This window comes from Brevibacillus sp. JNUCC-41, from assembly GCF_014844095.1.
Lineage (GTDB): Bacteria > Bacillota > Bacilli > Bacillales > DSM-1321 > Peribacillus > Peribacillus aracenensis.
On record NZ_CP062163.1, the window covers coordinates 2174134 to 2189430 of the forward strand.

General features: G+C 40.5%; 13 protein-coding genes. 11 read left to right on the plus strand and 2 right to left on the minus strand.

Annotation, left to right across the window (positions count from 1 at the left end; all coding sequences use genetic code 11):
• Positions 1-71: 71 nt before the first annotated feature.
• From JNUCC41_RS10805 to gnd, 6 genes are all read left to right on the plus strand, one after another.
• Positions 72-569: an LURP-one-related/scramblase family protein gene (locus JNUCC41_RS10805; protein ID WP_192207579.1), complete on the plus strand. Its 498-nt coding sequence runs from the start codon at positions 72-74 to the stop codon at positions 567-569.
• 275 nt (positions 570-844) lie between these two features.
• Positions 845-1075 (plus strand): hypothetical protein, encoded by a 231-nt coding sequence (locus JNUCC41_RS10810; RefSeq protein WP_192207580.1) that lies wholly within the window; start codon positions 845-847, stop codon positions 1073-1075.
• A 253-nt stretch (positions 1076-1328) separates the two neighbouring features.
• Positions 1329-2060: a GntR family transcriptional regulator gene (locus tag JNUCC41_RS10815; RefSeq protein ID WP_192207581.1), complete on the plus strand. Its 732-nt coding sequence runs from the start codon at positions 1329-1331 to the stop codon at positions 2058-2060.
• Positions 2053-3597: a gluconokinase gene (gene gntK / locus JNUCC41_RS10820; RefSeq protein WP_192207582.1), complete on the plus strand. Its 1545-nt coding sequence runs from the start codon at positions 2053-2055 to the stop codon at positions 3595-3597. The genes JNUCC41_RS10815 and gntK overlap by 8 nt, the downstream gene beginning before the upstream one ends.
• 18 nt (positions 3598-3615) lie before the next feature.
• Positions 3616-4962: a GntP family permease gene (locus JNUCC41_RS10825; RefSeq protein ID WP_192207583.1), complete on the plus strand. Its 1347-nt coding sequence runs from the start codon at positions 3616-3618 to the stop codon at positions 4960-4962.
• Between the two features lie 79 nt (positions 4963-5041).
• Entirely contained in the window at positions 5042-6445 is a 1404-nt protein-coding gene (gnd, locus tag JNUCC41_RS10830) for a decarboxylating NADP(+)-dependent phosphogluconate dehydrogenase (RefSeq protein WP_192207584.1), read from the plus strand.
• 239 nt (positions 6446-6684) lie between these two features.
• Here the strand turns inward: gnd and JNUCC41_RS10835 are convergent, their stop codons facing one another.
• Complete coding sequence (locus JNUCC41_RS10835) at positions 6685-7032, minus strand: hypothetical protein (RefSeq protein ID WP_192207585.1); 348 nt, start codon at positions 7030-7032, stop codon at positions 6685-6687.
• Between the two features lie 314 nt (positions 7033-7346).
• Here JNUCC41_RS10835 and JNUCC41_RS10840 point away from each other — a divergent pair, with 314 nt between their 5' ends.
• Both JNUCC41_RS10840 and pbp4b read left to right on the plus strand, forming a co-directional pair.
• Positions 7347-7547 carry a hypothetical protein gene (locus JNUCC41_RS10840; protein WP_192207586.1) on the plus strand — a complete coding sequence of 67 codons (201 nt, stop codon included), beginning with the start codon at positions 7347-7349 and terminating at the stop codon, positions 7545-7547.
• A 1318-nt stretch (positions 7548-8865) separates the two neighbouring features.
• Complete coding sequence (gene pbp4b, locus JNUCC41_RS10845) at positions 8866-10239, plus strand: penicillin binding protein PBP4B (RefSeq protein WP_192208124.1); 1374 nt, start codon at positions 8866-8868, stop codon at positions 10237-10239.
• Positions 10240-10334: 95 nt separating this feature from the next.
• Here pbp4b and JNUCC41_RS10850 read toward each other — a convergent pair whose 3' ends face one another.
• Complete coding sequence (locus JNUCC41_RS10850) at positions 10335-10532, minus strand: hypothetical protein (protein ID WP_192207587.1); 198 nt, start codon at positions 10530-10532, stop codon at positions 10335-10337.
• Between the two features lie 381 nt (positions 10533-10913).
• On the opposite strand from JNUCC41_RS10850, the gene hutP reads away from it, so the two are divergent.
• From hutP to JNUCC41_RS10865, 3 genes are all read left to right on the plus strand, one after another.
• A complete protein-coding gene (gene hutP, locus JNUCC41_RS10855) occupies positions 10914-11363 on the plus strand; it encodes a histidine utilization transcription antiterminator HutP (RefSeq protein ID WP_192207588.1) in 450 nt (149 codons plus the stop codon).
• 115 nt (positions 11364-11478) lie between these two features.
• On the plus strand, positions 11479-12996 hold the full coding sequence (gene hutH, locus JNUCC41_RS10860; protein WP_192207589.1) for a histidine ammonia-lyase: 1518 nt from the start codon (positions 11479-11481) through the stop codon (positions 12994-12996).
• A 324-nt stretch (positions 12997-13320) separates the two neighbouring features.
• Complete coding sequence (locus JNUCC41_RS10865; protein ID WP_192208125.1) at positions 13321-14718, plus strand: amino acid permease; 1398 nt, start codon at positions 13321-13323, stop codon at positions 14716-14718.
• Positions 14719-15297: the final 579 nt, after the last annotated feature.

Consider the following 15297-nt stretch of genomic DNA (forward strand, 5'->3'; position numbering starts at 1 on the left):
GCATAAGATTGGAACCAAGGTCCATTTCAAACGTAAGTAATGTAAAAGACTTAAGGTTGGGAGGCATAAGTATGAGGCAGCTTTATATAAAGCAGAAGGTGTTCAGTCTTAGCGGGAAATTTACAGTAAAGGATCAGCAGGAGAAGGATATATATTACGTGGAGGGAAGTTTTATGCAAGTTCCAAAGACTTTCTCCATTATGAATACAGCAAGGGATGAAGTAGCACTCATTACGAAAAAGGTGTTCAGCTTTTTACCAAAGTTTTTGGTTGAGGTGAATGGTCGAGAGGTATTAACAATAAAGAAGGAATTTTCCTTCTTTAAAGCACGATATACAATTGATGCGGCAGGCATTGAAGTACATGGTAATTGGTGGGATATGGATTTTCGAGTTTTACAGCATGGTAAAATCGTAGGTGAAGTGGGCAAGGAGTGGTTCACTTGGGGTGATAGCTACAAGGTTGAAATAATAGATGAAGAGATGGAAACCATTATTATTGCACTCGTTGTTGCAATTGATTGTGTGAAGGCTGATCAAGCAGCTGCTTCCTCAGCAGCGTCGATTTAAAGTAGAAGTGTAAAATTAAAAGGCTGACAGTTTTAAAAAAGTCACTTGAATAGGTGCGGTGAACCGTATCATTAATAAATGACATGGCCATTTGTACCAAGTTTTTATATTCGTTCTTCAGTAATCGAGCGCGATTCTTGAATAAGGTTCACTTTCCTTATAGAACTGACAGGCTGAAGATCGGAGCTGTCTTTAAGGGAGCTTTTTCTTTATGCAACTATAGGGGCGGGTTAGTTTAATTATAAATCTTATAAAAGCTCACAGGTGGTGGGAAGGTGACTTTAAAAGAGTTTATTGAGTTCCAAGAAGGTATAGCAATCGGGGAAGAATACTCATTTATATATCAAAATGAAGAATATTGGATAAGCCAAAATCCAGGTGCATATTATCTTACACGAGTCAGAGGTGCCTATACTCAAGAGTTTGAAACTTCTGAGGCTCTTTTTAAATATGGAACAATCGAAGAAAGACTTCTTTCAGAAATTTATATGGATTTTGAGTGGTAAAATAAATCGTTGATAGATTCTTGTTGAACTAACAGGTGCATTAGCTGAAGATCGGAGCTGTCTTTAAGACAGCTTTTTCTTGTGGAACTAACGGAGCAGGTTAATCCGTTTCATTATTTTCACCAGAACCTTATATCATTTTGACTTATAGTAACGAGAATCCGGTTACATTCAAAATGCTTGCATTATTCATTATTATTATTATAAAATACTTGTATACAAGTGTACTTGAACTCTATTGGAAGGTGAATTTATGGCTGAATCAAAGGAGTTTCTATATCCTGTAAAATGGCTTTCAAAAGCCTCAGCAGGTGATCGTGTAACATCCGAGCTTAGAATGCGCATTATTTCGGGGATGATTGAAAGCGGTGCCATCCTATCTGAAAATAAAATAGCTGCCGATTTCGGTGTAAGCCGCTCACCAGTTCGTGAAGCGTTAAAAATATTGGCCTCTGAAAATATCATCCGATTGGAAAGAATGGGTGCGGTTGTCATTGGTTTAACAGAAAAAAAATATGCAGAAATTTATGATGTGCGTATACTCATCGAAACGTTTGTATTCGAACGGCTAGTAAGGATGGAAACGAATGAATTAGTGATGGAACTTAGTAAAATACTGGAAATGATGAAAATTTCCATAAAATACCGAGATGCTGATGAGTTTTCCTATCAGGATGTCCTATTCCACGAAACGATCATTCGGTCCATCGATCATTCCTACATCCTGATGATTTGGGATAATTTAAAACCTGTAATGGAAAGTTTGATTCTTCTATCCATGCGCAGTCGTTTTAAAGAAAAGTATGAAGACTTTACACGGATCATAAATAACCATCAACTTTATATTGATGCAATCAGGACAAAAGATCGGGACCTCATGATTAAGTCGCTACATGAAAACTTTGATGATGTTCAAGAGAAAGTTGAAGACTTATGGACGGCCCAACAGATGCTTTCAAAAGGAGTCGAACAAGAAAATGACTAGCTATATGTTAGGTGTAGACATCGGTACAACAAGTACAAAAGCGGTATTATTCACGAAAAAAGGCGATGTCATCGAGCAGGAGAATATTGGTTATCCTCTTTATACACCGGATATGACAACAGCGGAACAAGACCCTGAAGAGATTTTCCAGGCCGTTTTGAAAGCCTTTACAAATATAACGAAGCAGCATCCAGATAAACAGATATCATTTATTTCATTTAGCAGTGCGATGCATAGTGTTATAGCCATGGATGAAAATGACCAGCCGCTGACACGTTGTATCACTTGGGCAGATAATCGCAGTGAAGCTTGGGCCCATAAAATAAAAGATGAATTAGATGGGCATGAAGTTTACAAACGGACCGGAACGCCGATACACCCGATGTCTCCATTATCCAAAATCGCCTGGATCGTGAATGACCGCCCAGATATCGCAACCCATGTTAAAAAGTATATCGGGATTAAAGAATATATCTTTAAAAAGTTCTTTGATCAATATGTTGTCGATTATTCTCTTGCTTCATCGATGGGCATGATGAATCTCAAAAACTTGGATTGGGATGAGGAAGCCTTAAGAATTGCCGGAATAACGCGTGGGCAATTATCTGAGCTCGTACCAACAACAAAGGTCTTTAACAACTGTGACCCGGATTTAGCCAAACAGATCGGGATTGATCCACAAACCCCCTTTGTCATTGGGGCAAGTGATGGAGTCCTTTCAAATCTAGGTGTGAACGCTATCCGGAAAGGTGAAATCGCTGTCACGATTGGGACAAGCGGTGCGATTCGGACGATTATAGACGAGCCGAAAACTGACGAAAAAGGAAGAATCTTTTGCTATGCATTAACGGAAAAGCATTGGGTGATTGGCGGGCCGGTAAACAATGGCGGGATGGTCCTTCGCTGGATTCGCGATGAATTTGCTTCCTCCGAGGTAGAAACGGCTAAAAGGCTTGGCATCGATGCTTATGAAGTCTTGACCAAGATTGCCGAACGTGTAAGGCCAGGCGCAGATGGATTGTTATTCCATCCATATCTCGCAGGTGAACGTGCACCATTATGGAATCCGGATGTACGGGGATCATTTTTCGGATTAACACTCTCGCATAAGAAAGAACATATGATTCGAGCGGCTCTAGAAGGGGTCATTTACAATTTATATACAGTATTTTTAGCCTTAACCGAATGTATGGACGGTCCCGTTACCCGAATTCAAGCTACGGGTGGCTTCGCAAGGTCGGCTGTTTGGCGGCAAATGATGTCCGATATTTTCGAATCGGAAGTCGTGGTTCCAGAAAGCTACGAAAGTTCGTGCCTGGGTGCTTGTATATTGGGGTTATATGCCACCGGGGAAATTGATTCCTTCGAAGTAGTTTCTGAAATGATAGGCAATACCCACAAGCACACACCGAAAGATGATTCTGTAAAAGAATATAGGCAACTACTGCCGATTTTCATTAACCTATCAAGGGTATTGGAAAACGAATATACACAGATTGCTAATTATCAAAGAAACTTAATAAATGCTACAAAGTAAAGACATGGAGGAATTACAATGCCATTAGTTATTGTCGCTTTAGGAATTGTCGCTTTATTAATTTTAATAATGGGTTTAAAATTAAACACCTTTATTTCCTTGATCATTGTATCGTTTGGAGTGGCTTTAGCGCTTGGGATGCCACTTGATGGAATTGTCAAAACCATTGAAGCTGGGTTAGGCGGAACACTCGGTCACTTAGCGTTAATCTTTGGACTTGGAGCGATGTTAGGTAAGCTGATTGCGGATTCAGGCGGCGCGCAGCGCATTGCCATGACCCTTGTTAAAAAGTTCGGTGAAAAGAATATTCAATGGGCAGTCGTTGCAGCATCATTTATTATCGGTGTCGCATTGTTTTTTGAAGTGGGATTAGTATTATTAATTCCAATCGTATTTGCAATTTCAAGGGAATTGAAAGTTTCGATATTGTATCTTGGTATTCCAATGGTAGCGGCATTATCCGTAACACACGGTTTCTTACCGCCGCATCCAGGGCCAACCGTCATCGCTGGTGAATATGGTGCAGACATTGGCCAGGTTTTACTTTACGGCTTCATTATTGCGGTTCCAACCGTTATTTTAGCTGGACCGGTATTTACGAAGATAGCTAAAAGATTAGTACCTGAATCATTTACGAAAACAGGCAGCATTGCCTCTTTAGGAGAACAAAAATCATTTAAACTTGAAGAAACACCTGGATTTGGGATCAGTGTATTTACTGCATTACTTCCGGTTATATTAATGTCAATTGCTACGATTATCACTTTGATGCAAAAAACAATGGGATTTGAAGATAATGGTCTACTAGCAGTTATCCGTTTTATTGGTGAGGCCGGTACTTCCATGCTGCTTTCCTTATTATTTGCGGTCTATTCAATGGGATTGGCAAGAAAGATTCCAATGAAAGATATTATGGAATCCTGTACATCAGCAATCCTGCATATCGGGATGATGCTTTTAATCATAGGGGGCGGAGGAGCCTTCAAGCAAGTATTGATCGACGGCGGTGTAGGTGACTATGTAGCTGAATTGTTCAAAGGAACATCATTATCACCGATCTTGCTTGCCTGGATCATCGCGGCAATCCTGCGTATTTCCTTAGGATCTGCTACCGTTGCTGCCTTAACGACAGCTGGTTTAGTAATTCCGATGTTAGGTCAGACGGACGTTAACCTTGCTCTAGTTGTGCTTGCTACAGGAGCGGGAAGTTTAGTCGCTTCACACGTTAACGATGCTGGTTTCTGGATGTTTAAAGAGTATTTTGGTTTAAGCATGAAAGAAACATTTGCAACGTGGACCTTGCTTGAGACGATCATTTCAGTAGCTGGATTAGGATTTATTCTATTACTAAGCTTATTTGTATAGGTCTTTCCCGGCAGTAAATCCCCCACTTATGGCAGGGATTTACTGCCTATTATTCTTACATAGAAGGAGCAGAAATAAAATGAACAATACAATTGGTGTCATTGGTTTAGGGGTAATGGGCAGTAATATCGCGTTAAATATGGCTAGTAAAGGGGAACAAGTGGCTGTCTATAACTACACAAAAGATTTAACGGATCAGCTTGTTGCTGAATTGGATGGTCAGTCGATCCATCCGTATTACGAAATCCAAGACTTTGTTCAGTCACTTGAAACCCCAAGAAAGATTTTTCTAATGGTGACTGCGGGTAAAGCGATCGATTCGGTGATCACTTCATTACTTCCTTACCTTGAATCAGGTGATATTATCATGGACGGTGGTAACTCCCATTACGAAGATACTGAACGCAGATATGATGAATTGAAATCTAAAGGATTCAGTTATGTAGGAATTGGTATTTCCGGTGGAGAAGTCGGGGCGTTAAAAGGACCTTCAATCATGCCAGGCGGAGATAAGGAAGCCTATGAAAAAGTAGCTCCAATCCTGACAAAAATCGCAGCCAAAGTAAATGATGATCCTTGCTGTACCTATATCGGACCAAAAGGAGCAGGTCACTTTGTGAAAATGGTACATAACGGGATTGAGTATGCGGATATGCAATTAATCGCCGAAGCTTATACGTTTTTAAGAGAAAAACTGCATTTAGAAGTTAATGAAATTGCTGACATCTTCGAAACATGGAATCAAGGCGAACTGAAAAGTTATTTAATTGAAATCACAGCCGAAATTTTAAGGAAGAAAGATGAAGTAACAGGCTTACCCTTGATCGATGTGATTCTTGATAAAGCAGGACAAAAAGGCACAGGAAAATGGACCAGCATGCAAGCTATTGATAACGGAATACCAGTTTCGATTATTACAGAGTCTTTGTTTGCTCGTTACATTTCCGCTTTAAAAGAAGAACGGGTTAATGCAGAAAATATTTTAACAGGCCCTGAAAACGATCAGCAAAAATTGGATAAAAATGAGTGGATTGATTATATTAGACAAGCGTTATATATGGGAAAAGTTTGTGCATACGCGCAAGGTTTTACTCAATATAAAATGACTTCTGAACTTTACGGCTGGGATTTGCCTTTAAAGGATATTGCGCTGATTTTCCGCGGTGGTTGCATCATTCGTGCCGAATTTTTAAACGTCATTAGCGAAGCCTATCAAGAGCAGCCGAATCTGGCTAATTTATTAATCTCACCGTATTTTACCGAAAAGGTTACGGACTATCAGGTAGGATTGCGAAAGGTTGTCTGTGAGGGAATAAATTCCGGTATCTCGTTTCCATGTTTAAGCGCTTCACTCACTTATTACGATAGTTATCGAAAAGGCATCTCTAATGCTAACCTTTTGCAAGCACAACGTGATTACTTTGGTGCACATACCTATGAACGACGTGATCTGGCAGGAGTCTTTCACACAAACTGGCAGTAATAGAAAGTGACAAAGACACAGTCATTCTTCAATAATCGTTCGTATTTTACTTCAATAAGGGTGCTGCTTTGGCAGCTCTTTTTCTTATGTAACAAAAAGGTGGTGTGAGGGGGGGGGAGCGAAACTCCGGGCGGGAAAGGCTTGTCCAGGGGAGACCTCAAATGCTGTAGACAAACTCGATTTTCATCGAGTTTGTCTACAGTCTGGAAGCCTCTAATTAAAGAGGGTGGAAATATTAGTTATGGCATTCTAATTGGTGTATTTAATTGATGATAATCCCTATATGATCGATAAGATACAATTTTTTTATCCTGATAATGTCCATCCAACTGCAAAATTTTAGATCTATTGGTTTCTAAATAATAATTATAACCGTTTGTTTCTAAGTTATGGAAGGTATAGGGAATTCCAAGCATTTGTTTCTTGGCGACTTTTACATCAGGGTGATGTTGTATATAATAGGCCAATTGTTGTACAGATGTTGATGGATTGTCTGTGATATTAAATAATGTTTCCTTAATATTAGTTTTTAAATTATTCAAAGTAGTTTTTGCTTTATGTTTGGTTTTGTTGGAACGCCTTGTCATAAATATCACTCCCTACTCTGATTTATAGTTAAAAGATGTATTATGTTATTACCAATCAGCAAACGGAGTAAACACAAACCTGGGGGAAAGATAAAGTCTTGGTAGAAAAGATAATGTTTTTTGGTAGGTTTAATGCCTATTTTAAGTGGTATATAAAGGATATAGTTTTATAGCAGTTTATTCCCCTTGCTCCCTTGATTATGTTAGGGATTTTTTACGAAAGTGTATCGTTTCAAGAATAATGTCGACAAGTAGCACGTATTCTTCTTTTGATTATTACTAATTATTTCTGCATATTAAAGGAGTGATATATCATGAGACAAATGTGTATTTACTGTTTTAAATGGGCTGACATAGATACGATGACACCAATTTTTGAACAAGGTAGGGAGTTCGTCAATTATTATTGCGAAGATTGTGTTACTGCTGTTATGGATAATTTGTTTAAGCTCCCATACAAACATGGTCGTTCCTATTCCGATGTATGCGAACAATCAAGAATACACTTGCATTAAGCAAAGCCTTTTAAAAGTTAAGCGATTGCTCATAGGCCATCTCAATAGAGAAGGGCTTTTTTTGTTCTTTTCTTAATAATATTGCATTTGCTTACTTTATTTAATATAAATGGGGGACATGATACAAACGTCGCTCAAATCACTTAATACAGGGGGCGAGATTCAGAAATGAGTGCTCACCCAACATATGAATATCATTAGAGTTGAAGGCCTCCCACAGTTTATATGGGAGGCCTTTTCATACTCAGTTATTGTATTTTCATGGTTGCCGTTTAATCGCTCGTTTTCACTTACAACATGTAATGCAAGAAGCCCATATGTGTTCATCCTGAGGGGCATATTCACTGAAGTACATTTTGCAACGGAAAACTAGATTTTGATTTGATCTTACTTTCTATTTTAATAAGCGGCATAGGAGGCAAAATTCTCGCTGTTCGATAGGCACTTTCCACAATGCCAACCAGACGAAACGCTGGAATTTCGCCTGCTGTCTTTGTTTCCAGTGTGTTGCTTGCTTTTCCTTTACTGATGTGATGAGCGCAAGATCAAGTAATTATTTCAAGCCATACGATTTTGCAAGACTTTCACTGATAACAATCACTTTCATATGGTGAGCGGTTAAGGGCTATTCACTTCTCATCAATGATAATTCACGAGTCATTTGAAGGGGGGAATCTCCCGTTTGAGAAACATTAACATAAGCTTTTTTTGTGGTCCGGCTTGTTTCGTTGTTGAACTTGCTACTTGTTCTTATGCAGTGAAGGTAAAGGCCATTAGCCGCTTTACATCAACTTAAACTTAGATTGAGCTATGTAGTAAAAGTGTTTGAATATGTGTGGGAGAGAAGGGGGAGAAATCGATTCTGGGACTTATCCGAATGATTATAGTGAGATTTAATGAACATGTATCGTGAACAATTGATTGAGATGTTTTTAGAAAGAAAAAAAGGGGGTGGTTTTTATCGGTGCTTTTACAGGGTATTTTAATTAATGATTTTAATAATCGATTTTACCTCTTTGAAATGTAATTTTAAAAATATAAATATCAAATTGAAATGATGCTCGAAATCATATATACTGAAAATTGAGAATTATTGGTAAATATTAGCTAGGTTTGGAAAATATCCGCATTTATCAGCTTTAGAGTAAGATAACCAATCGCTACCCAGAACGGAAAAGGATACACGATGATCGCATTATGGGATTGCGATGCCTGGTGAAAAAAGAACGGAATGAATGAGAAATTATCTTTCGATAGGAATCAAAAGACAAAGTTGTTCCTTAGTTACTAAAGTGCGATTTTAAAGGGGTGGAAAATGATGAATATATGGACAAGCTGCACACTTAGTACAATTCTGGCTCTTTCCTTACTAGCGCCATCCGTGTCTTTCGCTAATGAAAATCCAAATCAGGAAGCCGCTGTGAGTAAGGAGACCGCCAGCCAGTATCCCGTGTTAAAGAAAGCCAAAAAACCTGAAGAAGCGGGCTTTTCGTCTGAAAAGCTGGAAAAGGTGGATCAGCTTATTGAAATGGAAGTGGCTGTGGGTTTCCCTGGTGCTGCCCTGATTGTCATAAAGGACGGAAAAATCGTTAAAAATGAAAGTTATGGGTACAAACAGAAATATAATGAACATACACCTCTTAAGAAGTTTAAGAAAATGGAAAATGAAACGTTATTTGACCTTGCTTCAAACACGAAGATGTATGCAACCAATTTTGCCATTCAGAAATTGGTCAGCGAAGGAAAGTTAAATATCCAGGCAAGAGTCCAGCAATACATTCCTGAATTCAAAGACACAAAGGAGGATGTGATCAAAGGAAAGGACAATCTGAGGATTATTGATGTTCTCCATCATACAGCAGGCTTTAGACCTGATCCGCAATATCATAATCCAAAGGTTTCGAAAGAACTCTACTCCCAGGAACGGGATAAAACCATCCAGTTCATTTCTAAAACACCGCTCACATATGTACCCGGGACACAGAATGTATACAGTGATGTCGATTATATGCTGCTTGGCGCCATTGTTGAAGAAATAACAGGTAAGCGGCTTGACACCTATGTTGAAAATGAATTGTACAAGCCGCTTGGTTTGAAAAATACAAAGTTCAATCCTCTTCAAAAGGGCTTTAAGCCAATGGATTTTGCTGCAACTGAATTGCTTGGTAACACCCGGGACGGCGTGATAGATTTCCCTAACATCCGCACATACACACTTCAAGGGGAAGTACATGATGAAAAAGCCTTTTATTCGATGGGGGGAGTTTCAGGGCATGCTGGTCTTTTCTCCAATACGCAAGATATGGCCGTTCTCCTGCAGGTGATGCTGAATGGCGGGGGATACGGTAAACATATGTTGTTTGATCAAGAAACCATCGATGAATTCGTCGCACCTTCCGCAATGAATCCTACATATGGACTTGGGTGGAGACGAAATGGCGATGCTAGCATGGAGTGGATGTTCAGTCCTTATGCGAGCGACAGTGCCTACGGTCATACTGGATGGACTGGGACGGTCACGATCATTGATCCGGAGAAGGATTTAGGGATTGTGCTACTAACTAATAAAAAGCACTCTCCGCTCGTTGACCCTGTAGCCAATTCCAATCAGTTTTTTGGCGATTTATTCAAAACAGGAAGCTATGGAAGTGTTGTGACTGCGATTTATGAAGCATTGGAAACGAATGAATGAATATCTCCATAAAGTAAAGGCCTCCGATTAAAGTCGGGAGGCCTTTATTCTTGTTATATGAATGTGTGGATTTCTTTTAGACAAACTTTAATTTTTTACACAGTTTGGGCAAGGATTAGATTTTTGTATGCTCCGTCTTGATGGAGCAAATTATCATGGGCACCTTGTTCGATGATTGCCCCATTTTGTACAACGATTATGCGGTCGGGGTGTTTAATTTCAGGAGCGATCAGGCAGGGGATGACTATAAATCCATTGGCATCACCTAATGGGTGTAACGGTGCGGGCTTCATTTTTAATTGAGGTTCTCGTGGATATACCAGGTGTAAATTACCTAGGTTTAATGATGTTCTCTTTTGTAGGGGCAGGTTTAGGTGCTGCATTGGTTTTCGGGATTACGTCGTTTTCTAGAGGTGGCCTTATATCTGTAAAGCTCGCGTTGGCGGGCTCGGCCACTTAGTCCTTGCTTAGCTCACTTTCTACCGCTTTTTTGCATTCACTGGTTTTCAAAGAATATTGATGAGAGCTGTATAGGTAGAAAGCTGCATTGGGGAGTGATGAATCATCCCCTGAAAGATTTATTTTCAAAAAATATATTGACTGAATGGCTTGTATCCGCTTACAATAATATTTAGTTATTAGTGTATTTAGAAAATTGTAAAAGAGGTACTTGCATGACAAATGAATTCGACAGAAGAATCGGGCGCCATGCAATCATGTACGCGTTTGCGGACGAAGAGGAAGAAGCCATATTGACGAATGATCTAAAGCGGATGGATTGGCTTTATGGAAAAGGTAAAGTCGGTTCAATGGAGCTGCAGAAAATAGTTGCGGCCATTGAGACATCAGCGAAAAGACTTGGATTAGTCAATCCCGATATGTATCGTGAAATGCATGCGCTGTATCATGCGATCATCGAAGCACTCCAAGGAGTGACACGCGGCCAAGTCGAGCTTGGCGGCCTTTTGAGGACTGCGGGCCTTCGGTTTGCAATCGTTCGGGGCAGGCCGTTTGAAAACGGGGACGAAGGTGAATGGATTGCTGTCGCCGTGTATGGAACGATTGGAGCACCGGTTCGGGGATTTGAACATGAAGCCGTTGGCTTGGGAATTAACCACATTTAAATAATTAAAAGCCTATAGTTATTTTAGTGAAATAGGGGGCTGTATTGAAAGACTGGATAAGTCTGTCAATATGGCCTCCTTTTGTGTGTTTAAAAAAAGAATAGGGGTGCAGGAAATGATAATGTTAACGGGTCAAACTTTAACGATTGAAGAAGCGAAAAAAGTATTGTATGGAGAGGCATTTGTCTCGGCTTCTGCCGAAAGTGTTAAGAAAGTGGAAAAAAGCCGGGAAGCGGTTGAAAATATCGTGAAACAAAAGAAAGTCGTCTATGGCATCACAACAGGTTTTGGAAAGTTCAGCGATGTTTTGATTGAGTCTGAGGACGCAGAGCAGCTACAGTGGAATTTGATTCATTCCCATGCTTGCGGAGTCGGGGAACCGTTTCCAGAGGTGGTTTCGAGAGCTATGGTCCTTCTCCGTGCCAATGCGCTATTAAAAGGGTTTTCAGGCGTCCGTCCTGTCGTCATAGAACGTTTGATCGATCTTTTGAATGCTCATATCCACCCGGTCATCCCTCAGCAAGGTTCTCTTGGAGCAAGTGGGGACTTGGCGCCGCTTTCCCATTTAGCGCTAGTATTGATGGGAGAAGGGGAAGTGTTTTATAAAGGAGAGCGAATGGAGGCCATCGTAGCTTTATCGAAGGAAGGCATTCTTCCAGTGACACTTAAAGCAAAAGAAGGTCTTGCATTAATTAACGGAACACAGGCCATGACGGGGATGGGCCTAGTAAATTACATCGAAGCTGAACAGCTGGCCCATCAAACTGAAGCGATTGCTTCACTGACTTTAGAAGGATTACGCGGCATTGAAGATGCCTTTGATCCGGATGTCCATCTAGCACGCGGTTACCGCCAGCAAACAGAGGTCGCGGAACGGATCCTTCGCATGATCAGCGGCAGCCAGCTCATCACCAAGCAAGGAGAACTGCGGGTACAGGATGCTTATTCGCTCCGCTGCATCCCGCAAGTGCATGGTGCATCATGGCAAACTCTTGATTATGTAAAAGAAAAATTGGAGATCGAAATGAATGCGGCGACGGATAATCCGCTTATTTTTGACGATGGGGAAAAGGTTATTTCAGGGGGTAACTTCCATGGCCAGCCGATTGCATTTGCGATGGACTTCATGAAAATCGCTGTTGCCGAGCTTGCGAACATTTCAGAGCGCCGCATTGAGCGACTCGTCAATCCTCAGCTGAATGATTTACCGCCATTCTTAAGTCCGTCACCTGGCTTGCAGTCGGGAGCGATGATCATGCAATATTGTGCAGCTTCACTCGTCTCTGAGAATAAAACACTCGCACATCCTGCAAGCGTGGATTCCATTCCATCTTCAGCGAACCAGGAAGATCATGTAAGCATGGGAACGATTGGGTCCCGACACGCACATCAAATCATTCAAAACGTCCGCCGCGTTTTGGCGATTGAACTCATTTGTGCCCTGCAAGCGGTGGAATACCGTGGAATAGAAAAGATGGCTCCGTTTACAAAAGAGTTTTATACGGAAGCAAGAAAGCTCATTCCAAGCATTACACAAGATCGTATCTTTTCAAAAGACATCGAAGCAACGGCAAGTTGGTTACATCAAATCGATTGGAATTCATTTATTAATAGGAGTTTGCCTACAACTTAATATGAAGTGCGGAATATCCGAATAAACGTTAGGCTTATAGCCCTTTGACTTGGGTTTTAGGCCTAACATCGTTATGTAAATGCAACATAGATCCCAGAAATCCAAAAAGGTCCCGGCATTAGAGAAAATGACTTTGAAATTGTAATAAATGCAGGAAATGACCATTGATGGAATAATCGGCTTTACCTATTCGTGCTCGATTAAATATGCACTTTTGGAGGGTAATCTAATTTGGAAAATCGGCAATTGCAACCACCTGTCATAAATGAACAAAACCAGCCGTCAAATACTTTACAAAGGAAGCTAAAAGCGCGCCACCTTACGATGATTTCGCTGGGCGGTGCAATCGGAACAGGACTGTTTCTCGGAAGCGGGCCGGCCATTCACTCTGCCGGGCCTGGCGGTGCTCTGGTCGCCTACGCCGTAATAGGTATAATGGTGTATTTTATTATGACAAGCCTCGGGGAACTGGCATCATTTATGCCAGTCAGCGGAGCTTTCAGTACCTATGCTATACGTTTCATTGATCCGGCATTAGGGTTTGCGCTTGGTTGGAACTATTGGTTCACTTGGGCGATGACTCTTGCCGCAGAACTATCTGCGGCAACGATGGTAATGAAGTTTTGGTTTCCTGACAGCTCGTCTTTTTTATGGAGTTCTTTGTTTCTAGTTTTGATATTCTTATTGAATTACGTATCCGTTAAAGGGTATGGCGAAGGGGAATATTGGTTTTCCCTCATTAAAGTCGCAACCATCATCATTTTTATAGTTGTCGGAATATTGATGATATTCGGAATTATGAATGGGGAAGCGATTGGTTTTAAAAACTTCACAGTTGGTGACGCTCCGTTTGCCGGTGGTTTTTTGGCAACATTGGGTATTTTCATTGCTGCTGGATTTTCTTTTCAAGGTACAGAAATAGTCGGAGTTGCAGCAGGTGAAAGTGAAGACCCGGCAAAAAATGTACCTCGTGCAGTTCGCAGCATTTTTTGGAGAATCTTCCTCTTTTACATCCTGGCCATAGTTGTTATTGGATTGATCGTTCCCTATACGAATGGCAATCTGCAGGGACACACAATCATGGTTAGCCCGTTTACGATGGTGTTTGAAAAAGTGGGACTGGCATTTGCTGCTTCCGTGATGAATGCCATCATTTTGACAGCCGTATTATCCGCTGGTAATTCAAGCCTTTATGTGACAAGCCGAATGTTGTACTCAATGGCAAAAGAAGGCCTGGCACCGCAGATTTTCGGGAAGCTTAACAAGCGTGGCGTTCCCATTTGGGGACTGATTGTCACTTCACTTGTAGGGATGTTGGCCTTTTTTGCTTCCGTTTTCGGTGATGGAGTTATTTATATTTGGCTTATGAATGCGGTTGGAGTCACTGGATTTATATTTTGGCTGGGTATAGCGGCAAGCCATTATCGGTTTAGAAAGGCTTACATTGCCCAAGGGTACTCGCTGGACGATCTTCCCTATAAATCAAAATGGTTTCCTTTCGGACCGATATTTGCCTTTACTCTTTGCTTTTTCGTTTTATTGGCGCAAAACTATCAAGCCTTTCTTGGCGATGGCATAAACTGGGCAAGTGTGATTGCTGCCTATCTTGGCATCCCATTCTTTTTGATAATGTGGCTTGGTTATAAGTTCATTAAGAAAACAAAAGTAATTCCGCTGGAGGAATGCCAAATCGATTTTGATGAACATAGGAATGCAAAATAGACATAAGACTTCTTTAATAATTTGTTTGGGTTAATTATTGAAAAATACAACTTTCTTTGTTAAGAAAGTTAGCAGCCCTGAAATGACAAGGTTCCTTACCGCCAAAGAAACAAAATAAACAATAATTTGAAGTTGATGCCAGTTGATTGAGCCGAAGTAACTGTTGGAGATGATTGAATCAATACGCATAATCTCAATTTCATTTAAGGGATATGCCTTTTTTATCCCCTCCTAGGTAGATTAAATAATCTACCTAGGAGGGGATTTTTTTATTGATGAAAAGGGACAAACATTTAAAACGTGAAGTAGTTCGATTAAAGTTGGAGGAGGTTCATTGAATTTATGCTTTGTTAAAAAGGCAAGAGATTTCCTTGATATAGCCTAGTTAACGGTTTTGGAAAACAGAGATAAACCCTGCTAAAAGGGTTTGGAGGGTTATTTGGCGTGGCCATGAATAATGTAACAAAAGGATATAAAATAATTCAGGTGTAATTGGGGAGGAAAGAATGGACACTATAATTTGCATTACAAAATGTTTGAGTCTAACGTCTATATGAAATGGTCTATGAACATGTTCGG

Bases quoted from the DNA above. Each gene is read 5' to 3' on its own strand.
- JNUCC41_RS10805 (WP_192207579.1), top strand. From the start codon at position 72: ATGAGGCAGCTTTATATAAAGCAGAAGGTGTTCAGTCTTAGCGGGAAA.
- JNUCC41_RS10815 (WP_192207581.1), top strand. From the start codon at position 1,329: ATGGCTGAATCAAAGGAGTTTCTATATCCTGTAAAATGGCTTTCAAAA.
- gntK (WP_192207582.1), top strand. From the start codon at position 2,053: ATGACTAGCTATATGTTAGGTGTAGACATCGGTACAACAAGTACAAAA.
- JNUCC41_RS10825 (WP_192207583.1), top strand. From the start codon at position 3,616: ATGCCATTAGTTATTGTCGCTTTAGGAATTGTCGCTTTATTAATTTTA.
- gnd (WP_192207584.1), top strand. From the start codon at position 5,042: ATGAACAATACAATTGGTGTCATTGGTTTAGGGGTAATGGGCAGTAAT.
- JNUCC41_RS10835 (WP_192207585.1), bottom strand. From the start codon at position 7,032: ATGACAAGGCGTTCCAACAAAACCAAACATAAAGCAAAAACTACTTTG.
- JNUCC41_RS10840 (WP_192207586.1), top strand. From the start codon at position 7,347: ATGAGACAAATGTGTATTTACTGTTTTAAATGGGCTGACATAGATACG.
- pbp4b (WP_192208124.1), top strand. From the start codon at position 8,866: ATGAATATATGGACAAGCTGCACACTTAGTACAATTCTGGCTCTTTCC.
- JNUCC41_RS10850 (WP_192207587.1), bottom strand. From the start codon at position 10,532: ATGAAGCCCGCACCGTTACACCCATTAGGTGATGCCAATGGATTTATA.
- hutP (WP_192207588.1), top strand. From the start codon at position 10,914: ATGACAAATGAATTCGACAGAAGAATCGGGCGCCATGCAATCATGTAC.
- hutH (WP_192207589.1), top strand. From the start codon at position 11,479: ATGATAATGTTAACGGGTCAAACTTTAACGATTGAAGAAGCGAAAAAA.
- JNUCC41_RS10865 (WP_192208125.1), top strand. From the start codon at position 13,321: ATGATTTCGCTGGGCGGTGCAATCGGAACAGGACTGTTTCTCGGAAGC.